30 protein-coding genes, 1 tRNA gene and 1 pseudogene are annotated in these 26,491 nt (G+C 61.3%); 14 read left to right on the top strand and 18 right to left on the bottom strand.

The features are described 5' to 3' along the window. Window positions 1–12: 12 nt before the first annotated feature. Both AAFO92_RS11595 and AAFO92_RS11590 read left to right on the top strand, forming a co-directional pair. Window positions 13–519, top strand: coding sequence for a thioredoxin family protein (locus AAFO92_RS11595; RefSeq protein WP_347535215.1), 507 nt, complete (start codon window positions 13–15; stop codon window positions 517–519). Window positions 520–565: 46 nt separating this feature from the next. Beyond that, a complete protein-coding gene (locus AAFO92_RS11590) occupies window positions 566–1,054 on the top strand; it encodes a DoxX family protein (protein WP_347535213.1) in 489 nt (162 codons plus the stop codon). A 445-nt stretch (window positions 1,055–1,499) separates the two neighbouring features. Here AAFO92_RS11590 and AAFO92_RS11585 read toward each other — a convergent pair whose 3' ends face one another. From AAFO92_RS11585 to AAFO92_RS11575, 3 genes are all read right to left on the bottom strand, one after another. Further along, window positions 1,500–1,706, bottom strand: coding sequence for a cold-shock protein (locus AAFO92_RS11585; protein WP_347535211.1), 207 nt, complete (start codon window positions 1,704–1,706; stop codon window positions 1,500–1,502). A gap of 258 nt (window positions 1,707–1,964) precedes the next feature. Next, on the bottom strand, window positions 1,965–3,323 hold the full coding sequence (locus AAFO92_RS11580) for a hypothetical protein (protein WP_347535209.1): 1,359 nt from the start codon (window positions 3,321–3,323) through the stop codon (window positions 1,965–1,967). 304 nt (window positions 3,324–3,627) lie between these two features. Beyond that, window positions 3,628–4,182, bottom strand: coding sequence for a L,D-transpeptidase (locus tag AAFO92_RS11575; protein WP_347535207.1), 555 nt, complete (start codon window positions 4,180–4,182; stop codon window positions 3,628–3,630). Window positions 4,183–4,654: 472 nt separating this feature from the next. Between AAFO92_RS11575 and AAFO92_RS11570 the strand changes: the two genes are divergently transcribed. From AAFO92_RS11570 to AAFO92_RS11560, 3 genes are all read left to right on the top strand, one after another. Beyond that, window positions 4,655–5,326 carry a VPLPA-CTERM sorting domain-containing protein gene (locus tag AAFO92_RS11570; RefSeq protein WP_347535205.1) on the top strand — a complete coding sequence of 224 codons (672 nt, stop codon included), beginning with the start codon at window positions 4,655–4,657 and terminating at the stop codon, window positions 5,324–5,326. Between the two features lie 174 nt (window positions 5,327–5,500). Beyond that, window positions 5,501–5,791 (top strand): hypothetical protein, encoded by a 291-nt coding sequence (locus tag AAFO92_RS11565; protein WP_347535203.1) that lies wholly within the window; start codon window positions 5,501–5,503, stop codon window positions 5,789–5,791. A 364-nt stretch (window positions 5,792–6,155) separates the two neighbouring features. Further along, window positions 6,156–6,449, top strand: a complete 294-nt coding sequence (locus tag AAFO92_RS11560; RefSeq protein WP_347535201.1) for a hypothetical protein — start codon at window positions 6,156–6,158, stop codon at window positions 6,447–6,449. Between the two features lie 409 nt (window positions 6,450–6,858). Here the strand turns inward: AAFO92_RS11560 and AAFO92_RS11555 are convergent, their stop codons facing one another. From AAFO92_RS11555 to AAFO92_RS11535, 5 genes are all read right to left on the bottom strand, one after another. After that, a complete protein-coding gene (locus tag AAFO92_RS11555) occupies window positions 6,859–7,500 on the bottom strand; it encodes an aspartate/glutamate racemase family protein (RefSeq protein ID WP_347535199.1) in 642 nt (213 codons plus the stop codon). Beyond that, a complete protein-coding gene (locus AAFO92_RS11550) occupies window positions 7,500–8,339 on the bottom strand; it encodes an ABC transporter permease (RefSeq protein WP_347535197.1) in 840 nt (279 codons plus the stop codon). Before AAFO92_RS11550 ends, AAFO92_RS11555 begins: the two co-directional genes overlap by 1 nt. Window position 8,340: 1 nt before the next feature. Next, the gene (locus AAFO92_RS11545; protein WP_347535195.1) at window positions 8,341–9,192 is read right to left on the bottom strand and encodes an ABC transporter permease; all 852 of its coding nucleotides are present in this window, start codon (window positions 9,190–9,192) and stop codon (window positions 8,341–8,343) included. Window positions 9,193–9,254: 62 nt separating this feature from the next. Beyond that, the gene (locus AAFO92_RS11540) at window positions 9,255–10,520 is read right to left on the bottom strand and encodes an extracellular solute-binding protein (protein ID WP_347535669.1); all 1,266 of its coding nucleotides are present in this window, start codon (window positions 10,518–10,520) and stop codon (window positions 9,255–9,257) included. A gap of 38 nt (window positions 10,521–10,558) precedes the next feature. Then, a complete protein-coding gene (locus AAFO92_RS11535; protein WP_347535193.1) occupies window positions 10,559–11,542 on the bottom strand; it encodes an ABC transporter ATP-binding protein in 984 nt (327 codons plus the stop codon). Window positions 11,543–11,759: 217 nt separating this feature from the next. Between AAFO92_RS11535 and AAFO92_RS11530 the strand changes: the two genes are divergently transcribed. Continuing rightward, window positions 11,760–12,449, top strand: a complete 690-nt coding sequence (locus AAFO92_RS11530) for a GntR family transcriptional regulator (RefSeq protein WP_347535191.1) — start codon at window positions 11,760–11,762, stop codon at window positions 12,447–12,449. After that, entirely contained in the window at window positions 12,446–13,276 is an 831-nt protein-coding gene (locus AAFO92_RS11525; RefSeq protein ID WP_347535189.1) for a GNAT family N-acetyltransferase, read from the top strand. Before AAFO92_RS11530 ends, AAFO92_RS11525 begins: the two co-directional genes overlap by 4 nt. A gap of 174 nt (window positions 13,277–13,450) precedes the next feature. Here the strand turns inward: AAFO92_RS11525 and AAFO92_RS11520 are convergent, their stop codons facing one another. After that, window positions 13,451–14,155, bottom strand: coding sequence for an anti-sigma factor (locus tag AAFO92_RS11520; RefSeq protein WP_347535187.1), 705 nt, complete (start codon window positions 14,153–14,155; stop codon window positions 13,451–13,453). After that, window positions 14,152–14,694 (bottom strand): sigma-70 family RNA polymerase sigma factor, encoded by a 543-nt coding sequence (locus tag AAFO92_RS11515; RefSeq protein WP_347535185.1) that lies wholly within the window; start codon window positions 14,692–14,694, stop codon window positions 14,152–14,154. Before AAFO92_RS11515 ends, AAFO92_RS11520 begins: the two co-directional genes overlap by 4 nt. 322 nt (window positions 14,695–15,016) lie before the next feature. Between AAFO92_RS11515 and AAFO92_RS11510 the strand changes: the two genes are divergently transcribed. Next, window positions 15,017–15,352, top strand: a complete 336-nt coding sequence (locus AAFO92_RS11510) for a hypothetical protein (RefSeq protein ID WP_347535183.1) — start codon at window positions 15,017–15,019, stop codon at window positions 15,350–15,352. Between the two features lie 293 nt (window positions 15,353–15,645). Beyond that, complete coding sequence (locus tag AAFO92_RS11505; protein ID WP_347535181.1) at window positions 15,646–16,089, top strand: MmcB family DNA repair protein; 444 nt, start codon at window positions 15,646–15,648, stop codon at window positions 16,087–16,089. On the opposite strand, the gene AAFO92_RS11500 is transcribed toward AAFO92_RS11505, so the two are convergent. Further along, window positions 16,084–16,272 (bottom strand): DUF6324 family protein, encoded by a 189-nt coding sequence (locus tag AAFO92_RS11500; protein WP_347535179.1) that lies wholly within the window; start codon window positions 16,270–16,272, stop codon window positions 16,084–16,086. The genes AAFO92_RS11505 and AAFO92_RS11500 overlap by 6 nt on opposite strands. 147 nt (window positions 16,273–16,419) lie before the next feature. Between AAFO92_RS11500 and AAFO92_RS11495 the strand changes: the two genes are divergently transcribed. Next, window positions 16,420–16,496: transfer RNA gene (locus AAFO92_RS11495), tRNA-His, on the top strand. Window positions 16,497–16,509: 13 nt separating this feature from the next. Here the strand turns inward: AAFO92_RS11495 and AAFO92_RS11490 are convergent. Continuing rightward, window positions 16,510–16,815, bottom strand: coding sequence for a DUF6476 family protein (locus tag AAFO92_RS11490; protein WP_347535177.1), 306 nt, complete (start codon window positions 16,813–16,815; stop codon window positions 16,510–16,512). Between AAFO92_RS11490 and AAFO92_RS11485 the strand changes: the two genes are divergently transcribed. From AAFO92_RS11485 to AAFO92_RS11475, 3 genes are all read left to right on the top strand, one after another. Continuing rightward, window positions 16,814–17,839: an RluA family pseudouridine synthase gene (locus AAFO92_RS11485; RefSeq protein ID WP_347535175.1), complete on the top strand. Its 1,026-nt coding sequence runs from the start codon at window positions 16,814–16,816 to the stop codon at window positions 17,837–17,839. The genes AAFO92_RS11490 and AAFO92_RS11485 overlap by 2 nt on opposite strands. Before the next feature lie 162 nt (window positions 17,840–18,001). Further along, on the top strand, window positions 18,002–18,898 hold the full coding sequence (rpoH, locus tag AAFO92_RS11480) for an RNA polymerase sigma factor RpoH (protein WP_347535173.1): 897 nt from the start codon (window positions 18,002–18,004) through the stop codon (window positions 18,896–18,898). A gap of 113 nt (window positions 18,899–19,011) precedes the next feature. Next, entirely contained in the window at window positions 19,012–20,028 is a 1,017-nt protein-coding gene (locus tag AAFO92_RS11475; protein WP_347535171.1) for an alpha/beta fold hydrolase, read from the top strand. An 86-nt stretch (window positions 20,029–20,114) separates the two neighbouring features. Here the strand turns inward: AAFO92_RS11475 and AAFO92_RS11470 are convergent, their stop codons facing one another. Genes AAFO92_RS11470 through AAFO92_RS11455 form a run of 4 tightly spaced genes read right to left on the bottom strand, consistent with a single transcriptional unit; the run spans window position 20,115 to window position 24,837 of the window. After that, entirely contained in the window at window positions 20,115–20,363 is a 249-nt protein-coding gene (locus tag AAFO92_RS11470; RefSeq protein ID WP_347535169.1) for a hypothetical protein, read from the bottom strand. Continuing rightward, window positions 20,360–22,180 (bottom strand): M3 family oligoendopeptidase, encoded by a 1,821-nt coding sequence (locus AAFO92_RS11465; RefSeq protein WP_347535667.1) that lies wholly within the window; start codon window positions 22,178–22,180, stop codon window positions 20,360–20,362. Before AAFO92_RS11465 ends, AAFO92_RS11470 begins: the two co-directional genes overlap by 4 nt. Window positions 22,181–22,240: 60 nt before the next feature. After that, on the bottom strand, window positions 22,241–23,839 hold the full coding sequence (locus tag AAFO92_RS11460) for an ATP-dependent DNA ligase (RefSeq protein ID WP_347535167.1): 1,599 nt from the start codon (window positions 23,837–23,839) through the stop codon (window positions 22,241–22,243). Next, the gene (locus AAFO92_RS11455) at window positions 23,836–24,837 is read right to left on the bottom strand and encodes a ligase-associated DNA damage response exonuclease (RefSeq protein ID WP_347535165.1); all 1,002 of its coding nucleotides are present in this window, start codon (window positions 24,835–24,837) and stop codon (window positions 23,836–23,838) included. Before AAFO92_RS11455 ends, AAFO92_RS11460 begins: the two co-directional genes overlap by 4 nt. 39 nt (window positions 24,838–24,876) lie before the next feature. Here AAFO92_RS11455 and AAFO92_RS11450 point away from each other — a divergent pair. Further along, window positions 24,877–25,119 (top strand): annotated as a pseudogene (locus AAFO92_RS11450) (fumarylacetoacetate hydrolase family protein); the annotation flags it as partial. On the opposite strand, the gene AAFO92_RS11445 reads toward AAFO92_RS11450, so the two are convergent. Both AAFO92_RS11445 and AAFO92_RS11440 read right to left on the bottom strand, forming a co-directional pair. After that, window positions 25,016–26,134 carry an alpha/beta hydrolase gene (locus tag AAFO92_RS11445; RefSeq protein ID WP_347535163.1) on the bottom strand — a complete coding sequence of 373 codons (1,119 nt, stop codon included), beginning with the start codon at window positions 26,132–26,134 and terminating at the stop codon, window positions 25,016–25,018. The pseudogene AAFO92_RS11450 and the gene AAFO92_RS11445 overlap by 104 nt on opposite strands. Further along, a complete protein-coding gene (locus AAFO92_RS11440; protein ID WP_347535161.1) occupies window positions 26,134–26,424 on the bottom strand; it encodes an SCP2 sterol-binding domain-containing protein in 291 nt (96 codons plus the stop codon). The genes AAFO92_RS11445 and AAFO92_RS11440 overlap by 1 nt, the downstream gene beginning before the upstream one ends. Window positions 26,425–26,491: the final 67 nt, after the last annotated feature.

Below are 26,491 nucleotides of genomic sequence, written 5' to 3'. Positions count from 1 at the left end.
AAGGCACCAGCCGTGAAGAAACAACGCAGGAAACGCCCGCAAAAACGTGGCGTGACCACATCTGATCCGGCTGCCCTTGCCCGGAATGCGACCGATGCGAACCGCAGGAAGTTCCTGCGACTGGCGCGGAACGCGGCGATCGCCCTGCCGGTCCTGGCGGGGGCGACGGTGTTTTCCGTTCAATCGGTTCAGGCGACCATCTGCGAGGCGGATCTGACCAAGATCGGCAAGGGAAAACCAGCGGTGGTGCAGGTGCACGATCCGAACTGTTCGCTGTGCCGGCAATTGCAGCGCCAGGCACGCAAGGCGTTGAAATCATTTGACGGTGAGGCCGTGGAATTTCTGGTGGCTGATATCAATACCGCCAAGGGCAGTGCCTTTGCCGCGCGATATGGCGTGCCGCATGTGACGCTGTTGCTGTTTGATGGGGCGGGGGAAATGGTGCAGATTGTCCGTGGCCCCAGCGATACGGACAGCCTGCACAAGGTCATCGCGGCGCATCTGGCGGCCCACGGATAATCTGTGCCACGGGATCTAGTGGTTGATTGCGCCTGGGAGAGGTTTCATGACGGCGGATCGGATCATCACGTCTGAGGTTGCGCAGCGGATCAGCCTGCTGCTTCTGCGCGTCACCACCGGGTTCCTGCTGGTCTGGTCAGGGTTGGCCAAGATCGTGAAGGCGAAGGCGCCGTTTGCCTTGCGGTCGGTCGAGTTGAGCGACACGATGAACGCTGTCCTCGGTTATGCGGCGGGCGGGGCGCAATTGGTGATCGGGGTGCTGTGCGTGATTGGCCTCTGGCGGAAATATGCGTTGCCGTTGCAGGCGTTGATCCACGGTTTTACCGCCGCCAGCGTCTGGTGGGCGATCATCGATCCTTATCGCTGGTACATTGATGATGTCGATCGTATCGTATTCAATTCCCACGTCTTCTATCCGACCAGCATTACCTTTGCCGCGTGTCTGTTGCTGATTGCCTTCCGCCAACGCGACAGGATCGCGCTGGACAGTTTGATCGGCGATGCGCAGCGCCGGGTGTCAGAAACGCCTGAGTAGCAAGATACCCTGCGTCGCTGGAGGATGGCATCGACCAGGCCTGGATTTGGCCAAACGTTGCCGCGCAGGGGGGAGAGCACCGAAGCCATGTCAGTTGAGCGGGACGAAATGGCCGTTCGGTTGTGTTCCTGCGCGCGATCGCCAGACCGCGGGGTGGCGACCCGCCGTCGGTGATGTGCAGTTTATAGCAGCCAAATCAGGAAAACCTCGTTGCGTGGCGCAGGCGTCTTGAAATCGCCAGCCCTTGCGGGCGGTCTGGCGATCGCGCGGCGCCCTACGGGCTTGATTCCGCGCGGGGCAAAACTCGCAAGGCCCGCTCCGGGCTCTGAACTGCCATTTGAGTGCTGATCGAAAGGCCGCAAGCCCTGCCGGTTGCAATCGATGGCCGTCCAATAAAAAAGGGCCCCGCGAGGAGGCCCCATTTCAGCTTTTGCAGTAAAGCGGCTTACGCCAGTGCGATATTCGCCGCCGATTCACGGCCGTCGCGGCCGGCTTCAACGTCGAAGGTCACTTTCTGGTCGTCGGCGAGGCCGGTCAGACCGGCGCGTTCAACGGCGGAAATGTGAACGAACACGTCCTTGCCGCCACCCTCGGGCGCGATGAAGCCGTAGCCTTTCGTTGCGTTGAACCATTTTACGGTGCCATTAGCCATACCGTAGTCTCCTAGTGTTTTTGCTGCCCGCGTGAGTGCGGCAACCCGGCTAGTCAGTGCAAGATCGAGTGACTGAGCCGTGAGCAGGAGCAGGTAGTCGATAGTGGTAACGTCGCAGGGGTGATATGCGCAGGACCGCAGAATAATTCAAGGGGAATTAATGATTTAGCCGTACCTGGGCGATTAAACGTCGCCACATGGCGTCCGGGGCGCATAGACGCGCCCCGGACCAGGATCCAAAGACGGGGATGGCGGCGCTCAGCCGTCATCCTCCTCCGAGTCGGTTTCCGCTTCGCCCACCGGACAGCAGCGATACTCCTGGCTTTTATCCAGCAGTTCGATCTGTTTCTCCAGAAGCTTGTTCTCCAGACTCTTTCGGGCGTTATCCAGCTCGATCGCCAGCCGCCGCGAATCCTCGCAGGTGTTGCAATCGTCCAGGCAGCCCTTGACCACGACGCCCTGGGTCGGCAGGCAGTAGACCCTCTCGAATTCCAGTTCGGCCGCCAGTTGCCGCCCGACCTCGTTCGATCCGGCCTTGGCGAGGATACCTTGCTTGACCAGATCGGCATCGACCTCCTTGAGCACCTTGTCATGCACGTCGGGCGCAAGGGGCTTGGCATTGGCCACAAGCGGCGAGCGGGCCGCAACGGCGGTCAGGTTGGCGTTGAACCCGGCGGCCGTGCCAAGGGTCGCGCCACCGACACCGGCGGTGATATTGGCGCGTTGCGCCAGGGCCGAGGCGCGGCCCACCGCCTGCACTTCGGCGCGGGCGGTCTGCGTCGCCAGCATGCCGTTGGGCAATACCTTGACCCCCGTGGCCGGGCGCACGGGACGGGCATCGACAACCGATCCGGCGGCCGCGTCCACCACCCGGCGCAGGATCGACTTGATGCGGAAGCGCAGGATCTGCCGCTTGACCAGCTGGTAGGCGAAATAGGTGACCGCGTGACACTCGTTCTTGTTCTCGATGGTCCGGGTCGATGCCTCGTAGGCGCTTTCGCTTTCACCTTCCGCATGGGTGCGGCTCTGCACCTCGCCGATCTGGGTGGAATTGGCCGCGCGGGTCGCCTGCACCGAGCGGTCATGCGAGGCGGATGCGTGCCGCGACAGCTCGCGCAGGAACGAAGACGAGCTGTTGGCATTGAATTCGCCCTCGACATTCACGCTGCCACCACCGGCAAAGCCGATCGAGGCATAGGAGCCATCGACATCGGTCTCGAAATCGGAATGCGACTGCGACTGCGCCGATCCGCTGTCGGTGACCGTGAGGTCAGACATGTAGCGGTCCATCGACTTCATGTAGTAGGTTTCCTCCGAAGTCTGCTCGTGCCGGTAGCTGACCTCGCTTTCACTGTCATAGGTAAACCTGCTGTTCCGGTTGGCGGTGTAGAGCCGGACCTTTTCGCCCGGCAGCAGCGTGGTCGAGTAGATCACGTCGCCAAGCGCCATCGGACCGGGGCAGCGTTCAAGCTCGGCCACGATGCTGACTTCGACCTGGGCGGCGCCCAGATTATACGTCAGGCGGTAGGTAACGGTCAGGCTTTCGCAACACGGGTCCGTCGAGATTTCCGGGCAGCAGGGTATCTTGTTGGTCGTTGTGAGTTCGCCATCTGGCATAACTGTTTCCTCCGAATAAAGTGACTGGATTCAAAAAAATTGCAGCTCGCCGCGTCCGAGTAGAAAATGCGACTCGGGACCATCGCGCGCGAACCGCGGCGATCTTATGCCACTTCACGTATAGGGAGAGTATGGAGTCAGATTTTCGCCCAAATGGGCCATTACTGGCCGAACCAGCAGGGAAGGCAGGGCGGAAAATGGCTCATAAAAGCTAAAAAGGCTGCCAAGTCCGGAATACCGCAATTGACAGCCTGACGCCACGTCGGCGCACAGCGTGAAAGTAGCCCGGTTGATTGCGGGCGGATCAGAGAACCGTGACGACCGTACCGATCGGCACCCGTTCATAAAGGTCTTGCACGTGTTCGTTGATCATCCGGATACAGCCGTTGGACACCGATCGTCCGATCGAGCGGGGGGCGGTGGTGCCGTGAATGCGGAAATACGTGTCGCGCCCGTTCTGGAACAGGTAGAGCGCCCGCGAACCCAGCGGGTTGCCCGGCCCGCCGGGCTGCACGTAATCATTGTCCACGAACTCGGAATAGGTGTGGGGCTCGCGCTCGATCATCTCGTTGGTGGGGCGCCAGGTCGGCCATTTCTTCTTGACGTCGATGGTGGCGGTTCCGGTGAATTCCAGACCCGCCTTGCCGACGCCCACGCCATAGCGCAGCGCCTTGTTGGGTTCGGTCACGAAATACAGGAAATGCGCGCGTGGCAGGATCAGAAGCTGCCCTGGCGCATATTGGTTGCTGATGCGCACCTCTTGTGGCTTGAACTTCGGCGCAACCTCGAAGGCGCGGGCAGAGGCGGGCAGCGTTGCGGCAGCAAGACCGCTGGCAAGGAAATGGCGGCGTTTCATCATCGGATCGGTTCCCCTTGATCGTATCAGTTCGATATATGAGGCGAATATGGCCCAATAAAATCAAAAACGGGTGAAGGCTGCCAAGGGTTGCCTTCGCGCAACACCTGCGCCGGAAGGTGCCTGCCGCAAATGAAAGTTTCGAATGCGCGTTTCCTCATGGAGGAAAGCGCGAACTTGGCAGGGCATGTTTAATGCGTTGAAAAGGTGTCATTTTTAGAATCAGGGGACCGCTGAGAGTTAGGCCTCGGGAAGGATTCGCGAAAAAATCGAGGCGTTGGGATACCTGGAAAACAATCCTGCTGCAGCTTCGCTATTGATGCCGATTCGTAAACCGGCACGCGCCAGAGCAAGCGTAATCTTCAACCCCGGCGTGTTTTTGGTGTTTTGTGGCGATATTCTGCCAATTTGGGGTTTTTTTGAGGCAATATTATGCTAATACGACAATCAGGTTGATGAGTAAAAAGAGGTAACCATGAAGATTAAACATCTGTTTTCGGCTGCAGTTTTGTCTGCTGGCCTTTTTGCGTCGAGTACCAGCGCCGCAGTGCTGGATTTGACCGAGATACTCAGCTTTGAAAGCGGCGGCTTCAGCTCTTCGATGATCCACTATCAGAACAAATCCCGCATGAGCGGTAAGGTTCCTGCCGACGTTGAAAACGCGATCACCGGTGGCACGTTCGATACCGTTACCGGCGACATCAGTTTCCAGGGCTCCATCAAGTATCGGAGCGACGGTTCGGTTTCCGCGTTCACCGCAACGGGTTCGCTGTTCGACTCGCTGACGCGTACAAACGGGCTTTTCGGCAACATTTCTTTCTCGTTCACAAGCGGAAAATGGGCCGGGAAGGTCCTGGATTTTATCTTTGACGACGCAACCTACACCGCTGGCCAGGAACCGAACGGCTATGCAACCGACGGTGCGAAGAACTACATCGCGCTTTGGGGTGATACGGAGAAATATCGTCAGAAAGGCGGCTGGTTCTGCAAGTGGTACGTTGGCAAATGCCACGGTCTCGACCTGCGGATTGCCTACGAGAGAAATGGCGGCGATGGTGGCGTAGTGCCGCTGCCGGCTTCCTTCGGCTTCCTTCTTGCCGGATTGGGTGGATTTGGCGTCGCGCGCAGGCTGCGGAAAAAAGCCTGATCACCTGACGATCCGAATTTCGACGGGCCCGCTGCCTTGGCAGTGGGCCTTTTTTTATCGGCCGCTCCGGCGAGCATCTGGCAGGGCAGAGCGACGGCCCGCGGCAAGGACGATACGAAAAGACGCAAGAATCGGATATACTTTCCGCATTCCTAGATAGAAGGGGAGGGATCAATGCCCTATGTGACGATCACGACCTGGGAGGTTGGCGACGGCACTGATTACGATGCCACCATGCGCAATATCCGTGACAAACGCCTTCCCGCGCTCAGGGAACTGGGGGCGAGCAGCGTGAAAATCGTGCGCACCAGCGACCGCACAACCGCCGCCATCACCGAATGGCCTGACAAGGTCACCCGTGACACTGCCGAGGCCGCCATTGAGGCTGTCCGCGCCAAGGTTCATTCCGAGGATCTGATCCGGATGACTGGTGAGATGAAGGGTGAGGTAGTAGCCGAAGTCTGAGGCGCAGGGAGCGGCCACAATCACGGTCCCGCTCCGATGCAGTGCGCTTGAACGTTCTCTTCACGGTGGCTCAGGCGGCAAGCGAAAAAGGTGGCGAGAGTCAAATCGGCTGATTCGCGCCTAGATTGTTTCCGTCCTGTAAACAATCAATCCACATCTTGGTCTTTGTCACCTTATGGTAGAAAGCAGCAGGAAAGTGGTTAACAAAGTGACGTAACGTCACGAATCGTGCAAAACCCATTAGAAACAATTTGTTGACAAAATATTAATGTCGCCACCTTTTTGGAGGCTCTGGATTTCCTTCCCCCTATGGGCGGTTTTATGCCACTTCAGGTAGTGCTTGCTCAACCAAGGGGATGACGGGATGTGGTTGAAGAGAAGAAAGGCGCCGAGCGCCGAGATTCCCAAGTTGCGGGATGAATACAAAAGACTGCTGAATGACACCTTGCCCGAGGTGGCGCCGTTGCAGGACGTGACCCGCAGCGCGCGATCGGGCAGATCCCTGCGGGAGGTTGCCGCGGTGGAGAGTTCTGTGTGGCGAGAGCATCAGCGCGCCCTGCGGCCCCTTATGGTAGAACCCAAACCGCGCCTGAAACTGACCCACCAGAGATCCCGCGACGAGCGCGCGATGGCAGTGGCCAGCTACGCAATGAGCTAGGCGCCGGCGCGCCGCTGATGCGCGGAGACCTCCGGTCGCGGCATCAGATTGCGGCCCAGTCCGTAAAACGCCAATAAATGACCCGCTGTGTGATCGGGAGAGGCGATTCCGTGCGCTGCATTGGCTGGTTTTCCTGAAACGCCATGGGGGGTCTCCTTTCCCCATGAATGTGGGAGGCACGGGGCGGCCGAGCCAGACCCTGTCGAGCGGTTGTGATGTGGTGTGTGCGCATGTTTCTTGCGGGCTTTGCGGACGCAACCCGTCTGGCCTGGAAAATGCAGATGCCCAGAAACCCGCGGCAGCTGTTCACCATCCCGAAGATGCAATGACAGCAATCCGCTGCCGTGATTTGATCGCTGTGTTGGAGGGCCTGGCCGACAATGCGGTCAGCGGTGCGGTAATCCCGCCGCTACACCAACCAAGACATGCAACGCGCCGTACAAGTGACCGGATCTATCGCTTCGATCGTCAGTGCGTTCTGAACATCCTCCACGACCTGCACCATCCCGGCGCAGCCCAGGATAACGGCGCCGATGTCGTCGTTTTCCTCCGCCTGCAGCGCTTCTTGCTTGATCGCCTCGCCAGATAGCGCCGGGTTTTCCTCGAGCGCCAGGACGGGCACATCAGAGGCGCGAACCCGTGCAAGATTGTCCCTGAAACCAAGGTTTCTGACATTTGCTTCAAGTACGGGCACGGACGCGGCAAGGGTTGTCACGACGCTGAATTTCCAGCCCTTGAGCGCGGCATAGTGATAAGAAGCCTGGCCAAGGCCAACAACCGGGCAATCCACAAGGCTTGACGCCTCTTTCAGCGCGGTATCGTCAAAGCAACCGATGATAATGCCCTCGGCCCCGCAGTCGGATGCGCGCCGGACGAGCCTCAGCAGATGCGGGGTTGCCGCCGCGCCGTCTTGGGCGCCCTGAATGGAGGCAGGGCCATCCACGGATGTCCATCCGTCGAATTGCAGATCCGGGGCCGCGTTCCGGGCTGCCGATACCATCGCCTCGGTCATCGATTCGGTGCTGTTGGGGTTGATGATGATGACGCCCATCACACCATCCCCTTGCCGGCATCGGACCCCATCCTGGCCCGACGCCGGTTCAGCAGCCACACCACCAGCAGGAACAGCACGATGACACTTAGCGAAAACATCGTGGTCAGGGTGCCCAAGGCAAACAGCACCGGCGTGGTCACATTGGTCGTCATGCCGAAAATTTCGAGCGGCAGCGTGTTGTAGCTGCCGGATGTCAAAAGGGTGCGGGCGAATTCGTCATAGCTGAGGGTAAAGCCGAAAAGCGCAACGCCAATCAGCGATGGCGCAACAATTGGCAGCACGACATGCCGGATCACCTGCCACGAACTCGCACCCAGATCACGCGCGGCTTCCTCGTAAGAGCTGTCGAACCGGTTGAAGACCGCGAACATGATCAACAGGCCGAAAGGCAAGGTCCAGGTGAGTTGTGCGCCAAAACCCGAGGTCGACCAATGCACGGGCAGACCGGATTGCGACCAGATCAATCCCACGCCGAGCGAGATCAAAATGGAGGGAATCACCAGAGAGGTAATGACAAGGTAGAAGAGCAGCGTTGAACCGGCGAAACGTTTGCGAAAGGCCAGGCCGCCCATGACCGAGACCACGACGGTTGTGACCATGACCATGACCCCCAACGTGAAGGAACGTGAGAACGAGCCCCAGATGTCGCCGACGGCCTGCTGTTGGAACAGATCGCGGAACCAATGCAGCGAGGTGCCGCGCATCGGGAAGGTGAGCCCCCCGCCGGGCCCCTGGAATGACAGGATGCCAATGGTGACCGTCGGGCCATAGAGGAAGGCCAGAAACAGCACGAAGAATACGGTGAGCACGTAGAAGGACCGGGGCCGGGTTTCCATCTCAAAGCTCCTTGCGGATGTCGACAAGTCGCAAGAGCGTGCCGATGAAAATCAGAACAGTGATCAGCAGGACAACAGCGGTGGCCGAGGCCGATGGGTATTGCAGCAGGCCGATATCGTTCTGGATCATGCGCCCGACATTGGATGACTGGCTGCCGGACATGAAGCGCACGGTGATGAAATCCCCCATCACCAGGGCGACCACGAAAATCGTGCCGATCATGATGCCCGGTTTGGTGAGCGGAACGATCACGTAACGCAATGTCTGCCAGCCGGTGGCGCCCGCGTCCGTCGCCGCTTCGATGAGGGATTTGTCGATGCGCATCATCGTGTTGAAGACCGGCACCACCATGAACAGCGTGTACAGATGCACGAAGGCCAGAATGACACTGAAGTCACTGAACAGCAGCCATTCGAGCGGCGCGTCGATCACGCCCCAGGACACCAGCGCGGAATTGGCCAGCCCGTTGCGGCCCAGGAAGGGGATCCACGAAATCATGCGGATGATATTCGAGGTCAGAAACGGGATCGTGCACAAGAGAAAGAGCGCGATCTGCCATGTCTGCGTGCGGATGTGAAAGGCGAGGTAATAGGCCACCGTGAAGCCGATCAGAAGCGTGCAGACCCAGGTGATCGCGGCGTATTTGAACGTGTTCAGGAACACGCGATAGGTCACGTCCGAGGTGAACAGGAAGGCGTAATTGTCGAATTGAAAGGCCGGGTATATCGACCATTCGGTCGCCCCCCAGAAGCTCACGACGACGATCATCGCGACAGGGGCCACGAGGAAGACCAGGAGCACGAATGACAGCGGCGCTGCCAGGAGCCAGCCTGTACCAGAGTTGTTCCGCAAGGGGGCCTCGAAGGTTTGTCGTTGGAAGGAACCGCGGAGGGCCGAAGCCCTCCGACGAGAGATCACGCCGCGATGAATTCGTTCCATTTGCGGACCATGTACTGGTTTTCGTCCATGACGGCATTCCAGCAGGCAACCGAGCCCATGCGGTCGTAGAACGAGCCGCCATCGCGCACCGCGCCCGCCTTTTCCATCACGTCACCGAACGGGTTGGTGATGTCGCCTTCGGCGGCCTTGCCTTCGAACCAGAATCCCCATTCATCGGCGCTCATGAAGTTCCTGGATGTTTCCGGCACCGCGGAATAGTAGCCCTGACGCATCAGGAAGCCGCCGACCCAGCCGGAGAGATACCAGTTGATGTAGTCATAGGCGGCATCAAGCTCCATGTCCGAAAGCGAGGCCGAGAGGCCGATACCGCCGCCCCACGAGCGATAGCCTTCTTCGAGCGGCTGGTAGACACAGGGGATGCCCTGGCTGCGCACGGCGGAGATCGCCGGCGACCACATGGACTGAATCACCACTTCGCCCGAGGCCATCAGGTTCACGGATTCGTCGAAGGATTTCCAGAAGGCGCGGAACTGACCGTTCTTTTTTGCCTCGGTGAAGATACCGAGGGTCATGTCGATCTCTTCCTTCGTCATGTTGCCCTTGTCGGGATAGGTGTATTCCCCCATCGATTCCACGACCATTGCCATGTCCATGATCCCGATGGACGAGATATCGAGGATGGATGCCTTGCCCTTGAACTCGGGGTTCAGCAGCTCGGACCAGTTGTTGATCGGGCGGCCGATGAGATCGGGGCGAATACCCAGAGTGTCCGCGTTATAGATCGTCGGGATGAGGGTCATCCAGCCGGATTCCTCGGTCACGAACTCGGTGCCGTCAACGCCGCTGGTAAAGCCCACGGTGTGGGGCGCGGTGCCCTGGGCGATCGTGCTTTCAGGGGTAAGTTTGCCGTCGCGGAAAATGCCAACGATCTTGTCGTAGTTCGCGATTTTTGTGGTGTCCATGGCCTGAAGGTTGCCGGTTGGCCAGACCTTCTTGCAGATCCAGTACTCGATATCCGCGATGTCAAAGCTGTCCGGCTGCGTCGCTGCGCGCTGTGTCACGCTGTCGGAATCAAGCGCGGTCATCTCGAGGGTGAAACCGAGGTCCTCTTTGACTTTGGTCGCCACCTCGTTGAGATTGGACACCCCGGTGCCAAACTGGCGCAAGATGATGTTTTTCGTCTCTTGTCCCCAGACCATTGGAGCCGGAAGCGCGGCGGCCGCCACCGCCGCGCCACCTGCTTTGAGCATGGAACGACGCGAATATCGTATCTTTGAAATAGTCGTCATTGCAGTGTCCTCGTTTTTTGAAGCTTTTGTTAACCGGCCAGGGCGTGTGCCGCCCCGGCCTCCCAGTCGAGGCCAATTGCCTCTCCCACATCCTTCGGGTTTTCGAAGAAATCCTTGTCCGACAGCAGGGCCGTCACCTCTTGCTCGCCGGGAATGGCGGCGGTGAGGGCGACATGCGTGCCCTGGTATTCGATACTGGTGATCGTGCCGGGCAGTTTCGCCGCGTCCTTCGCCTTGACCTGCAATGCATCGCTGCGAATGGCCAGCGTGCCTTCCGGCATTGAAACAACGTTATGCGAGCCGAGGAACCGGGCCACGAAAGCGGTCTTCGGCGCATCGAAAACCGCGCGGGTTTTCCCGGCCTGTTCGATTTTGGCATCGTTCATCACGACGATTTCGTCGGCCAGCGCCAATGCCTCGTCCTGGCCGTGGGTTACGTGAATGAAGGTGATGCCAAGCTCGCGCTGCAGTTTCCTGAGCTCTACCCGCATTTTGACGCGCAGGAACGGATCGAGCGCCGAGAGCGGCTCATCAAGCAGCAGGACATCGGGTTTTGTGATCAGCGCGCGGGCCAGTGCGGCCCGTTGCTGTTGCCCGCCCGAGAGTTGCGCGGGAAGCCGGTCAGACAGCGGCTGCATGTCCACCAGTTCCAACATCTCGGCTGCGCGCGCCTTGCGCTCATCGGCGTCGACGCCGCGCATCCTGAGGCTGAAAGCAACGTTGTGCAGCACGTTAAGGTGCGGAAACAGCGCGTAGTTCTGGAACATCATCGCGGTGCCGCGCTTTGCAGGTGGCAGATGTGAAATGTCGCGACCACTGAGCAGGATGGATCCGTCACTGACGGTTTCATGGCCCGCAATCATGCGCAGCGTTGATGATTTGCCGCAGCCCGACGGGCCCAACAGACAGGCATAGGTGCCCGAGCCGAAGTGATGCGAAATGCCATCCACCGCGACTGCATCGCCATAGCGTTTCGTCAAGTTCACGAATTCCAGGTCGAGTTTCTTGCTCATGTTCACTCCTGACTTGAGCGAACCTTGTGAGAAGGAGCCTGGCAGTACCAAGGTGAATTCGTCTTGTGGCCTCTGGCCGGACCGGTGTGTTTCCGGAATTTGTGCAGATGTACCAAGAAGTGTGTAAAAAGTGAGCAATGTTTGTATACAATATCAGTTGATTATGTCATCAATCTTGCGAGACATGTCTTACATCGCTCTGGGTTAGGAAAGAATCATGGCTACCGTTTCCGAGTCCCCGATCACCAGCGTGGAACAGATCGTCGCGCAATTGACCGAGGCCGTACACGAACACCGTGTCCAGCCGGGCACCAAGCTGCGTGAAGACGAGGTTGGCGAGATATTCGGGGTCAGCCGCACGCTTGTGCGCGATGCGCTGCGCCGGATGGAACACGGGGGCCTTGTCACGATCCAGCGCAACCGCGGCGCGTTCGTTGCCAAACCGACGCCCAAGGAAGCCCGCGAAGTATTCGAGGCCCGCGCGCTGCTGGAGCCGCAGACCACACGCGCCGCAGCAGAGCGCGCCACCGCACGGGACATCGCGGAACTGGAACACCACATGGCCGAGGAACATTCTGCATTGGACCGCGAAGAGGCGGGCCTTGCCCTCAAACTGTCCGGCGATTTTCACGTGGCGATTGCCCGTATCGCAGATCAGAAGACGATCGAACAGTTCCTGCGTCAGCTGGTATCGCGTTCCTCGCTCGTGATTGCGCTCTACTGGCGGCGCCGCAACGCGCTTTGCGAAAGCAACGCGCATCACGCCCTGGTCGAGGCCCTGCGCACGGGCGACGGAGACAAGGCCGAAGACCTGATGAAAGGGCATCTTCTGGATGTCTTGTCACAGCTGGACCTGAGGGAACGGGACCAGGGCCCCGTATCGTTGAAGGACGCTTTGAAGAGATGACCACATTTCGCAACGCCACGCCGCAGGAACTGCGCGTGATCCTGGATTGGGCTGCCGACGAAGGATGGAATCCCGGGCTTGATGACGCCAGGGCATTCTTTCCCGCGGATCCAGAGGGCTTCTTTGTCGCGGTGGACGGGTCGGATCATCCGGTCGCCGCCATTTCCGTGGTCAATCACAGCGACAGCTTTGCCTTTCTGGGCCTATACCTCGTCGTTCCCGAACATCGCGGCAAGGGCATCGGGTATGCCCTTTGGCAACATGCCATGAGCCATGCGGGCAACCGGACCGTCGGTTTGGACGGCGTCGAAGCGCAACAGCAAAATTACGTCGCTTCCGGTTTTGCCCATGCGGGCGGGACCACGCGGTTTAGCGGGGCGATCTCTGGTCGCGCCGACCCCGGTATTCGCCTGGCCACAGCGGCCGACATACCCGTGTTGGTCGGACAGGAGGCCGAAGCCTCCGGTGTCGCGAAACCGAGGTATCTCAGTGCCTGGTTCACACAGCACCGCCATCGCACCACCCTTGTAAGCATGGGGGATGGCGGGCTGAACGGGTTCTGTACGATCCGAGCGTGCCGTAGCGGTACCAAAATAGGACCGCTGGTCGCGGATGACGCTGCTGTCGCGCAGCGGCTGATCGCGCATTCGGCCAGTTTGACGGAAGGTCCGATAACCCTCGACGTGCCGGCAACGTCAACCGCCCTCAGCTCGGTTTGCGAAAGCTATGGTCTGACTGCCGGGTTCAGGACCGCGCGAATGTATCGCGGCCCATTCTCTGCACCCCGCCACGAAAATTTTGCCGTGGTCAGCCTTGAACTGGGCTGATCCCCGGAAAGCGGCCCAGTCCAAACGGCCGCCGACCTCCGGTTTGCGATCAGCAGGCACGGCGCAGTTGAGCGACGGTAGCATAACACCTGTCGCACCGGCGAATTACGCGCAACAAAAATGCGAACGCTTCCCGCGCCTGCACGGGCGCGGTCACGTTGCCGTCGGTCTGCGCTAAAGTTCCGTCACCCTGCCCACGGCGAGCACCGCACCGGTGGGTTGCCCGGTGGGTGAACCGCCCGGGGGTTCATCCGAGATCGCCAGCGTCAGATCCGCCACCCCGGCATGGAATTCCTCGGGCAGGGGCACCCCGGCGGTTTGCGTATCGGGCAGAACGCCCAGTGAAACCGGTGCAGCGCCTTCGGCAATCGCCCAGAGTTCCAGCGCACGACCGGTTGCGGCCTGGCCGGCGGTACGGTTGATCTGCAATTCGCCCGCGTCGCTGTCATAAACGGCCAGCACCCGCAGCGACTGGTCCTCCGCCGCGATCTCGGAGACGTAGAGCGGACCGCGGCCCGGAGCCTCGGTCGGTGCGGTCTGAATGTTCTGCCAGGCAAAGAAACCGGCCAGCAACAGCGAGGCAAAGCTGAGCCCCTGCCAGAGGCCCAAACGTTGCCAGAAGCCGGGGGCAGGGGTCGCTTCGCCAAACAGGCGGGCCATGAGGGCATCCTTGACCTCGGCGCGCGGGGTTTCCTCGGAAAATTCGGCATTCATGCCCGAGAGCCGCTCTGACCAGGCGTCGATTTCGTCCAGAAGCGCGGGCTCGGCCGCGAAACGGGCCTCGAAGGCGCGTTTCTCTGCGGGTGTCAGCAGGCGCAGGACGTATTCGGCGGCCAGCAGGCTGTCATCATCGCGATCGGGCGGTGGCATGTCGGTCATCGTTCCATGCACTCCCGCAGGCTGATCAGGCTGCGGCGCAGCCAGGTTCTGATCGTGTTGAGGGGCACGTTGAGCTTCTCGGCCAGCTCGGCATAGCTGAGCCCTTCCAGGTAGGCGCCGCGCACGGCCTTGTCACGCGGTTCTTCCAACTCTTTCATGCAATCGGTGATACGCCCGGCCTCGCCCGTGGCCACGGCCACCTGTTCCGGCGTCGGGCCCGCGCCCGCCAGCGTTTCGGACATGCCATCAATATCCTCGCTGTCGCGATGTGCGCGCAGCTTGTCGATGGCGGTGTTCCGCGCGATCGTGATGAGCCAGGTCATCGGACTTGTTCCGCCTCTTGCGTATCTTTCTGCATAGCGCCAGACCTTCATATACGTCTCTTGCAAGACATCTTCGGCGCTGGCCCTATTATTCAATACACGAAGGCAAACCCCAAAAAGTTTCGCATTGGTCAGGTTGTACAGCTGATCGAAAGCCCGCCTGTCACCCAGCGAGACTTTTCCGATCAGGTCTTCGATCTCTTCGGCGGAACTCATCGGGCCGTTTCTCCTGCGTCCGGGGCGTGATCGGGACGCGGCCATGGACCGCACCACGAGCTGGCGGGTTTGTCGATATTCTACCTGATACGCGGCAGCACGGAAATGGATCATTTTTTGTCGTCTTGGCGGTGCGCCGGGGCTGTACTGGCGCGTGGCATCCCGTATGTCTCGAATCGCACCCTTGGTCGGGGCGGTCCCGGTCCGCCTGCATGGCCGCCGCTATCGGGCCCCAATGTGACGATGCGCGGGTTCCTGCACAGAGGGTTGAGAACACGCGGTGCTGTGATAAGGTCCGCGCGTCAGCCAAAGTGAGTCGCCCATGCCCAAGCTCATCCGACTGTATATCACGAATGTCGCTATCGGATTCGCCCTTGCGGCGCTGTTTGTGGGCCTGCTGCTGTGGTTCAACATCGCCAATCTCGGGCATCTGGTCGCGCATTCCGACAAGGGGTGGCTGGCCGTTCTGATCCTCTGGGTTGCCAACGGGATCGTCTTTGCCGGGGTCCAGTTTGCCATCGCGGTCATGCGGATGAAGGATGATGACGATGACGAGCCGCGCGGCGGACACAGACGCCGTGTGATGCGCGCTGAACCATCGCCGGTACCGATCTATGCCGAACCGCGTCGGAGCGGGGATTTCCTGCGCAAGTCCTGACTGAACAACCGTCAATCTGTCGGCCTTCGCCTGTCGTCCATACCTTGAGGGCGGCGGGGGTGGCGGGACCGCGCGGACCGTGGGGTTATCTCATTCCCGAGGACCTGTATTTACAGGTGGGCGCCGGGTAACCGGACCACGGCCCGGACAGAGCCAGCTCCCTCGGAATTGCTTAAGGCCACCGGAATGCAACCATTCACGTGAGGCGCAGAACCCGCCAAACCCCTACCTAGTATGTCGTTGGCGCCACGGCAAGGGGTTGCAAATGTTCATCTTTTGTTCATAATCGCCGGATGGACGATCTGCACGACAAAACCCTGATGCCGGGGCAGCTGCTGGCCCGTGGAGTATGCCGGCACCTGTTGGAGTATGATTTTGTTTCGATTGAAGAATTCACGCCTGAACGCGGCAAGCGCGTCGATATCATGGCGCTTGGCCCCAAGGGTGAGATCTGGGTGATCGAATGCAAGTCGAGCCGGGCGGATTACGTCTCGGACGGCAAATGGCAGGGCTATCTGGACTGGTGCGACCGCTATTTCTGGGCCGTGGACGAGGATTTCCCGACCGATCTGCTGCCCGAGGGCACCGGGCTTATCATCGCCGATGCCTATAACGCCGAAATCCTCCGCATTGGGCCCGAGACCAAGCTTGCGGCGGCGCGCCGCGCGGCGCTGACCCGCAGATTCGCCCGCCACGCGGCCGTGCGGCTGCAGGGGTTGCGCGATCCGGTGCTATGATTTGCGCCCGCCCGCGATCTTGGCGGCGGCGATGATCTCGGCGGCGATTTCCTCGGCCTCTTCGGGCGAGAAATCCATCGGGATTTCAATATCTTTCGCTTCGATGTAAAGGCGGACCATGCCCTGGTCGGTCGGGCCGATCTGCAGGTTGGCTTCGATGTCGCTTTCCGAATTGATGCCCATGGCGGCCTCCTTTGTCCGATGCTCAGGTACTGTTTTTGACCGGTCTTGGCAAGCGACCGGCAGAGGTCACGAATTCCGATTTTGCCGGTGTTTTGCATCGCTAGAGGCTTGCATTCGCGCGCAGCTAAAGTTACATCGCCGGACAGTGCCGCCTTAGCTCAGTTGGTTAGAGCGCTGGATTGTGGATCCAGAGGTCCCCCGTTCAAGCCGGGGAGGCGGTACCATCCTTACCCTGTTTTAGTTTTCGATCGCGATCGTTTGGCGCAATTCGCCTGTTTCCTCGTTGAAGATCAGGATCTTGTCATCACCGGTCACGACCGCATACCAGCCATCGCCGCGGGTAAAGGCCGTGGGCGTGCTGCCATCGGGCAGGGTGATCGTGTCGGGCAGGTCTGGTTTGAAAGCGGCCGAGAACCGGGTGACAAACAGAACCACGATCACTATGAAGCCCAGAATCATCGTGACGGTCAGGACCGTGACGAGGATGCGCAGATATTTTACCAGCGCCGGATCGACCGGTTGCGTTTCAGGACTGTTCTTCATGGGCTCCACACCGCTGAGGTTCCGGATCGCCGCCGATCCGCCTGGGCGCCTTGATAAGGCGCTTTCGCGGGATGTGCCAGAGGCGGCCAACCTGTCGCGCACGCGGTTGGGGCGGTTGATCGCGGATGGTCAGGTGACGGTGAACGGCGCAATGCTGCGTGACCCCAAGGCGAAGGTCGCCGAAGGGGATGCCATCGAAATAACCGTCCCCGACGCCGCCGAGAGCCATATCGGCCCCGAGGACATCCCCCTGGACGTGGTTTTCGAGGATGACGACCTGATTGTGATCAACAAGCCCGTCGGCATGGTGGTGCATCCCGCGCCAGGGACGCCGGGGGGGACGCTGGTGAACGCCTTGCTGCATCATTTCGGGGGGGCGCTGTCGGGTGTCGGCGGGCATAAGCGCCCCGGGATCGTTCATCGAATAGACAAAGATACCAGTGGTTTGCTGGTCGTTGCTAAATCAGATCAGGCGCATCACGGCCTGGCGGCGCAGTTCGAGGCGCACAGCGTCGAGCGCTACTATCGCGCGGTGGTTTACGGGGTGCCGGACGCCAGTGATCCCAGGCTGCGGGGCATCAGGGGGGTCAGCTTCGAGCCCGGCAACATCCTGCGCATCACCACCCAGCTGGCCCGCCACAAGACTGACCGGCAGAAACAGGCGGTGATCTTCGAAGGCGGGCGCCACGCGGTCACGCGGGCCCGGATCGTCGAACGGTTTGGCCAACCCGCCGTGGCGGCATTGGTCGAATGCTGGCTGGAAACCGGGCGTACCCATCAGATCCGGGTGCATATGGCCCATGCGGGGCACGGGCTTATCGGGGATCCGGTCTATGGCGGCCGGCGTAAACTGGCGACAAGATCGCTTGGCGAAAGCGGGGTCGAGGCGGCGCGCCAGTTTCCGCGACAGGCGCTACATGCCGCGGTGCTGGGGTTTGAACACCCCGTTTCAAAAGAGAAATTGCGGTTCGAAGCACCCATGCCAGCAGACATGCTGGCGCTGATCGACGCGCTTGGGCGCTGAAACGTTTCGCACAGTTGTGTGAAAATGCAGAGGTCCCCCTCGCATTTTACCAACTGTGCATTCATAATTTATTAAACTATTCAGTTCACGTGCCTTGAACGAGGCATATGGCAACCCTAAATTAATGTTAACACCCTAAACATTAGGAGGGACGTGAGAGGCATGAGTAACTACAAGAACCTGCCGGCGCCGACGCCCGAGGGCGGTCTGAACAGGTATATGCAGGAGATCCGCAAATTCCCGCTGCTGGAGCCGGAAGAGGAATACATGCTAGCCAAGGCCTGGGTCGAGAAAGAAGACACCGAGGCCGCACATAAGATGGTGACAAGCCACCTGCGTCTGGCGGCCAAGATCGCCATGGGCTACCGTGGCTATGGCCTGCCGCAGGCCGAGGTGATTTCCGAGGCCAATGTTGGCCTGATGCAGGCGGTGAAACGTTTCGACCCGGAAAAGGGCTTCCGTCTGGCGACCTACGCCATGTGGTGGATCCGGGCCAGCATCCAGGAATATATCCTGCGGTCCTGGAGCCTGGTGAAACTGGGCACGACCAGCGCCCAGAAAAAGCTGTTCTTCAACCTGCGCAAGGCCAAGGCCAAGATCGGCGCGCTGGAGGATGGCGACCTGCACCCCGACAACGTCAAGCAGATCGCCAATGACCTGGGCGTGACCGAGGACGAGGTGGTGAGCATGAACCGCCGGATGTCCGGTGGCGATGCCTCGCTGAACGCGCAGGTCGGCTCGGACGGCGAGGGGACGATGCAATGGCAGGACTGGCTGGAGGACGAAGACGCCGACCAGGCCAGCGACTACGAGGAGCGTGACGAACTGGAAGCGCGCCGCGAATTGCTGGCAGAGGCGATGGATGTGCTGAATGACCGCGAAAAGGACATCCTGACCCAACGGCGCCTGAGCGACCAAACGATCACGCTGGAAGACCTGAGCGCCGAATATGATGTCAGCCGCGAACGCATCCGCCAGATCGAGGTGCGCGCCTTTGAAAAACTGCAAAAGCGGATGCGCACGCTGGCGCAGGAAAAAGGTATGCTGACTTCCGCCTAGTTCCCTTGGCGACGACCTGAAACCAAAGTAGCCTCTTCCGGGAAATCGGAAGAGGTTTTTTCATGGTGGCGGCGGGTTTTTCAACATCTTTCAGGCAGGGGTCTCTGCGGGCCATGCTGGCGCTCTGCGCGGTCCTGTCGTCCGGCTGTACCGAACGCGATACGGCCATGCGCGCGCCGCCGCATCCCGAGGCGCAGATTCAGCCGATCTATGTATCGACCACGCGTGCGCTTGATCGCACCGGGCCGGTCTTTGGCGAGCCGCGGCCCGTCACCCCCAACCATTTCCGTGTCGACATCTCGGTGCCGCCCACCCATGAGGTCGGGCAGATAGAATGGGCCAGGGGGGTGCCCGACGCCGGAACGGATTTCGTCGTGACCGGCACGCATCTCTACCAAGACGCGACCCAGATGGCCCAGCAGGTACAGCGCTCGACCCCGGGACGGGAAACGATGGTTTTCATCCATGGCTATAACAACACCCTGTCCGAGGCGATGTACCGCCTGGCGCAGATCAGGACGGATTTCAGCAACCGGGATCCGGCGGTCTTGTTCTCGTGGCCGTCGGCTGGCGATCCGCGGGGCTATGTCTATGACCGCGACAGCGTTCTGTTTGCCCGCGACGATCTTGAAAAACTGCTTCGGGCGCTGACCGCTGACCCGCGGGAAAAAGTGTTCCTGATGGCGCATTCCGTCGGATCGCACCTGACGATGGAGGTGTTGCGGCAACTGGTGCTGCGCGGAGACCGGCGGTTGCTGAACCGGATCAACGGGGTTGTGCTGATGTCGCCGGATATCGACCCGGACCTGTTCCGCCGTCAGGCACAGGCGATCGGAAAGCTGCCGCAGCCCTTCATCATCTTCACCTCCAAGCAGGACCGGGCTTTGGGGCTGTCGGCCTTGCTGAGCGGGCGCAAGCCCCGCCTGGGGGTCGTGGATTCGCCGGAAAACGTGAAGGGGCTGGACGTCAAGGTCGTCGATTTCTCGGAGGTGTCGGACGGCAAGGGGATGAACCATATCGTGCCGGTCACGTCGCCCGCCGCGGTGCGGCTATTGCGTGGCCTGATCTCGCAGTCCGAGAGGGAAGGCCGCTGGATGAGCGATTTCATCGTTCTGCACAGGCAACCCTGAACTGCTGCCCCGCTGCGCGGACCGGCGAAGCGCCGCGCGAACCTCATAAGACAACGGCAGTCCACCGGCGGGCTGCGGAAGGTGTGCTAACGCCTCTTCCGCCGGTTTCGGCGGCGGCGCCAGCGGCGGTAGAGTTCGGCGTCCATTGCCGCCACCATGACACCAAGCGGGATCATCCAGAAGCCGAGGATCGGCAGGAAACCGAACAGCCCGCCAATGATCAGCAGCAGGCCCAGGATAATTCGCAAGCCGCGCGGAACATGCCGGCGGATGCACTCGCGCAGCGGCTTCAACCGCTCGCGCAGCGCGGACCAGCGGCCGGTGTTTCCGCTCACCCCTCCATCGCTTCGAGCTGGTCAATGAAGCCCGAGATCATCGACAGCCCCTTGTCCCAGAATTTCGGGTCCGACGCATCCAGCCCGAAAGGCGCCAGCAGATCCTTGTGGTGTTTCGATCCACCGGCCTTGAGCATGTCGAAATACTTGTCCTGGAAGCCCTCCGGGTTTTCCTCGTAGACCGCATAAAGCGCGTTCACCAGCCCGTCGCCGAAGGCATAGGCATAGACATAGAACGGCGAATGCACGAAATGCGGGATATAGGCCCAGAAGGTCTCGTACCCGTCCATGAACTCGAACGCGGGGCCAAGGCTTTCGGCCTGCACGGACATCCAAAGCGCATTGATATCGTCAGGCGTCAGTTCGCCCTCGCGCCGCGCGGCGTGCAGCTTGCATTCGAAATCATAGAACGCGATCTGGCGCACGACGGTATTGATCATGTCCTCGACCTTGCCCGCCAGAAGGATCTTGCGTTCGGCATCGTCCTTGGCGGCATCCAGCATCTTGCGGAAGGTCAGCATCTCGCCGAAGACCGACGCGGTTTCGGCGAGCGTCAGCGGGGTCGAGGCCAGCAATTCACCCTGTTCTGCGGCCAGCACCTGATGCACGCCGTGGCCAAGCTCATGCGCCAGGGTCATCACGTCGCGCGGCTTGCCCAGATAGTTCAGCATGACATAGGGGTGCACCGTGGTGACGGTGGGGTGGGAAAAGGCGCCGGGTGCCTTGCCCGGTTTCACACCCGCGTCGATCCAGCCGCGGTCAAAGAACGGCCGGGCCAGGTCGCCCATGCGGGGATCAAAGGCGGAATAGGCTTCCATCACCGTTGTCCGCGCGCCGTCCCAGTCGACGATCCTAGTATCCTCGACCGGCAACGGTGCGTTGCGGTCCCAGACCTGCATCTTGTCAAGGCCAAGCCATTTGCGCTTCAGCTCGTAGTAACGGTGGCTGAGCTTGGGGTAGGCGGCGACCACCGCGTTGCGCAGTGCCTCGACCACCTCGGGCTCGACGTCGTTGGAAAGGTGCCGCCCGGTCTGCGCGGTGGGCATCTTGCGCCAGCGGTCGATCACCTCTTTTTCCTTGGCGGCGGTGTTGTGCACGCGGGCGAAGGTGCGGATGTTGTCGCCAAAGACGCGGGCCAGTTCGCGGGACGCGGCCTCGCGCTTGGTGCGGTCCTGTTCGGTCAGCAGGTTCAGCGTGCCTTCGATGTTCAGTGTGTCGCCGTCAACGTCGAAACTCAGCCCGGCGATGGTCTCGTCAAAAAGGCGCTCCCACGCGTCGCCGACAACGCCCATGTCATGCAGGAATTTTTCCAGCTCGTCGCTCAGCTGATGCGGCTTCATCGCACGGATGCGGCGGATCACCGGCGCATAGCGGGCCAGATCGGCGTTCTCTGCGTAGAGCGTCTTCAGCTTCTCTTCGTCCAGCCGGTTCAGTTCCAGCGTGAAGAACACCAGCGGGGTGGTGAAATTGGTGATCTTTTCCTGGCAATCCGACAGGAACTTGGTGCGCCCGCCATCGGTGGTCAGCTGGTGATAGCGCAGCCCGGCAAAGGACATGATCCGCCCGGCGATATTGCTGATCTTCTCGTCGCGATGGATGCAGTCCAGCAACCCGGCGGCATCCAGCGTATCAAGCTTGCCTTCGTAATCGGCGGCGAAATCGGCACAGGCCTTTTCCAGCCATTCAAGGTCGCGCTGCAGTTCGGGTGCGTCTGCGGAGGCGTAGAGATCGCTCAGATCCCATTCCGGCAACTCTCCCAGATCCTTCCCGTCATGGCCTTCTGCGGCGTCGGTGGCGTCGAATGCGGGCTGGATCATGTGTAACATGGGGCTCTCCTGAAATCGTTTGACCTGACATAGGCGGGACGGGCGGCGGCCTCAACCATATTGCGCCAAAATCTCCCTGAGATCGTCCAAACTGTTGGCCTCGCTGATCGGCTTGTCATGCCGCCAGCGGGCCATCCGGGGAAACCGCAGGGCGACGCCGGATTTGTGCCTTGTCGAGGGCGCGATGCCCTCGAACGCGATCTCGAACACATGCTCGGGCGTGACCTGCCGGACGGGTCCGAAGCGTTCCACCGTGTTCTTGCGCACCCAGGCCGTGATCTTGCGGAACTCGGCATCGGTCAGGCCGGAATAGGCCTTGGCGAAGGGCACCAGCTCGTTGCCGTTCCAGACCGCAAAGGTGAAATCGGTGAACAGGTTGGCGCGCCGCCCGTGGCCCTGCTGGGCATAGATCATCACCGCGTCGATGGTCAGCGGGTCCAGCTTCCATTTCCACCAGTCGCCCTTCTTGCGGCCCACGTGATAGGGGCTGTCAGCGCGTTTCAGCATCAGCCCTTCGGCGCGGTTGTCACGCGCCTGAAGGCGCAGATCGGCCAGGGTCTGCCAGTCGTCGAAGGCCAGCAGCGGCGCCAGACGGATCGGGGTCTCTTCAGGGATCTCTTTCAGCAAGGTCTGAAGCCGTGCACGACGTTCGGCAAAGGGACGATCGCGAATGTCCCGGCCGTCGCGTTCCAGCAGATCATAGGCGACCAGCATGGCCGGTGCGTCCTTCAGCAGTTTCTTTGGCACGGTCTTGCGGCCAATGCGTTTTTGCAGGTCGTTGAAAGGCAGGGGCCTGTCCGCCGCGTGATCCCAGGCCAGGATTTCACCATCCACTACCACACCATCGGGCAGGAAATCGCACAGCCGCGCAAACTCGGGGAAGCGGTCGGTCATCAGTTCTTCGCCGCGCGACCAGACGAAATGCTCGCCGCCCCGGCGGATGATCTGGCCGCGGATGCCGTCCCATTTCCACTCCGCGCACCAACCCCCGGGCGGGCCGAGTGTGGCGGGCGCGCCCTCCAGCGCATAGGCAAGGCAGAACGGGTAGGGGCGCGAGAGGCCGGCGGATGGGTCAGGTGCCTCGATCAGCGCGGCATAGCTGGTGGTATCGGGGTGCCAGTCGCCCATCAGCCGGTGGGCCAGTTCCGCCTCGTCCTGGCCAGTGGCCTGTGCCAGCGCGCGGGTCATCAGCTTGCGGCTGATGCCGACGCGAAAACCGCCGGTCAGCAGCTTGTTGAACACCAGCCGTTCGGCGGCCTCCATCTGATCCCACGCGGCCAGGATCGCGGTCTTGCGGTCCTCTTCGCTGGCCTGGTCCAGCGACCGCAGGCGGGCGACCCAGTCAGACAGGCTGTCATCCTGGCTGGCCAAGGGCGGCGGCAGCACCAGCGCGATGGTTTCCGCCAGATCGCCCACGATCGGGTAGCTTTCCTCGAACAGCCAGAGCGGTATGCCCGCGCGTTCTGCCGCCCATTCGCGCAGTTTCGTCGTGGTGATCGCGCGGCGCGGGCGGCGCCCGGAGAAAAGCGCGATGGTCCAGAGCTTGTCGTCGTCCGGCGCGGCGGTGAAATAGTCGGCCAGCGCCGCCACCTTGCGGGTGGTCTTGGTGGTCTGGTCGATGGCGGCATAAAGCGCGACGAAGCGTTTCATTCGGCCTCTCCGTCGTCCAGGGTTTCGCCGGTGAATTCGGTCGGAACAACCTCGGCGTCATAGCCGCATTCGTTCAGCCAGCGCGCGAAGATATCGGTGTAACCATGCGTGACATATAGTTTTTCCGCGCCGGTTTCAGCGATGGCATCGTTCAGCCCGGCCCAGTCCGCATGATCCGACAGGACAAACCCGCGGTCGGCGGCGCGCCGTCGCCGCACCCCGCGCAGGCGCATCCAGCCCGAGGCGAACCCCGTGGAATGGGCCCCGAACCGCCGCGCCCAGGTGGACCCGAGCGCCGAGGGCGGGGCCAGCACCAGCGCGCCGGGATGGGATTTCGGATCGGTTTCGGGCGTGACATGCACGGTTTCCGGCAGGTTGATCCCCTGGCCGCGCATCACGGCATTGGTGTTTTCCACCGCGCCATGGGTCAGGATCGGACCGATGCCCGTGTCAAGCAGGCTCAGCACCCGTTGCGCCTTGCCAAGCGAATAGGCACCCAGCAGGCTGGCGCGCCCGTCGGCGGCATTGGCGGCCCACCAGGCATTGATCTCAGCGCGGATCGCGTCCTCGTCGGGCCACGCAAAGACCGGCAGGCCAAAGGTGCATTCGGTGATGAAGCTGTGGCATTTCACGGGCTCGAACGGGGTCGAGAGCGCATCGGCCGAGACCTTGTAATCGCCCGAGACCACCCAGACCTGCCCGCCGACCTCGACCCGGATCTGCGCCGAACCGGGGACGTGGCCCGCCGGGTGAAAGGACACCCGGGCCGTGCCGATTGTCCGGTCCTCGCCATAGCGCACCGTGTCCAGCGTGATCTTGCCCAGACGATGGCGCAGGACCGGGGCGGCGATGTCGGTACAAAGATAGCGCGCATGACCGGGTCGCGCATGATCGGCGTGACCATGGGTGATAAGCGCCCGGTCGACGGGGCGCCAGGGATCAATATGGAAATCGCCGGCGGCACAGTAGATGCCCGCCTGGGTGAAGCTGAGAACCATGCGTCGAGATTAGGCTGAAACGCGCGAAAGGCCAGCCTGATGGCCCGGCTAACGGTGGCGATGCTGACAGAAAATGACATGCGATGTGCCAAGACAATGACGTTTGGCCGCTGCGGCAAGGCGGTCGTTCGGAATGGGTCCGCCGCTATCCGGCCACGGACCTTTTCGGTGGCTCAGATCATATATTGTCCGAGGGAAATGATGTCTCGGCATCCCGGCGACGTGATCGCGACCGGAACGCCCCCAGGGGCAGGAACGGGAAAAAAGCCAGCCCGCTACCTGAGCGACGGTGGCGCGATGAGGCCGGAGATTTCCGGGCCGGGCCGCCAGCGGCAGCAGGTGCCGCGCGATCCACGCGGTTTTCCCCCGCGCGGTCAAACATGTCGCAATAGCTGTCCATGACGGGGCCGCGAATATCCGCGCTGTCCATCAGCAATTCGTGTTTCCCGCCTTCGATCATCTCCAGCGTGCCGCCGGTCCAGCGGTCCATCCGGTCCCGGATGCGTGGCACATCCACGATCTGCTCTTCCGACCCCAGGAAGGTCATGCAGGGCATTTCGGGCGAGGGCAGGCGGGACAGGTCGCGACATTCGCGCAGCGCCTCGTAGAGCCAGCGCAGGCTGGGGCCGCCCAGGCCAAGCGCAGGCTGCGCGATGGTCTGGTCGATCATGAACTGGTACATCTCGGGGTCGTTGGTCAGCTTGTTGGTCGCGAACGGTTCGATCAGGACATAGCTTTCGGGCGATGTGCCCGGCGCCACCCTGTGACCCATCCCGAACTGCCGCCCGCCCCACGAGAGCGACCACGCGACCGGGCGCAATGTCTGCGACATCTGGATGCCCCACATCGGCGCGGAAAAGCCGCAGGAGGCCACCGGCAGCCCATTCATGACGGACCGCAACCCGATGCAGCCGCCCATGGAATGGGCCAGCAGGTGCCAGGGTTTCGGCAGGTCCAGCGCCTTCGCAGCCGCCACCATCGCCGCGACGTCGCGCTGATAGTCGCTGAACGACAGAACGTGACCGGCCATCACATCGCTGACCAGCCGGTCGGCAAGGCCCTGGCCGCGCCAGTCGATTGCCATCGTGGCATAACCGCGTTTCGCCAGATGCGCCGCCGTGCGACCGTATTTCTCGATATATTCCGTGCGGCCGGGAAACAGCAGAACCGTTCCCCTGGCCGCTTCTCTTGCCCAGGCGCCGACCCGGATGCGCACCCCGTCATCTGCGGTCAGCCACCAGGCCTCTCCGCCGTCAGGACTATCCGCGATTTCCGCGAAAAGGGGTGCGCTTTCCATCAGCTCAGCGCGCTTCCCAGCTGCATCGCCAGGCCCATGTCACCGTCGATGCTCAGCTTGCCCGACATGAAGGCCGCCGTCGGGTCCAGATCGCCTTCGAGGATGGATTGGAAGGTTTCGGTATCGGCCGTCAATGTCACATCGGCCGCGTCATCCGCGGCGCGCACGCCGTCGCCGTCGATCATGATGCTGCCTTCGTCCTCGACGACAAATTTCGCCGTGCCGGCAAAGCCGCTGTCGCCCATCTTGTTCTTCAGGGCATCCACGGCCGCTGTGATTACGTCGCTCATCTGCGTTTCCTCCGATTTTGGCAGTCCGGGGGTTTGAATTCCGGCTGCGCACGCTAAACTCTACGCT

Source organism: Roseovarius sp. CAU 1744 (assembly GCF_039839345.1).
Taxonomy (GTDB): Bacteria; Pseudomonadota; Alphaproteobacteria; order Rhodobacterales; family Rhodobacteraceae; genus Roseovarius.
The sequence above is the reverse complement of the archived record's forward strand: the minus strand, read 5'-3'. Positions and strand labels throughout refer to the sequence as shown.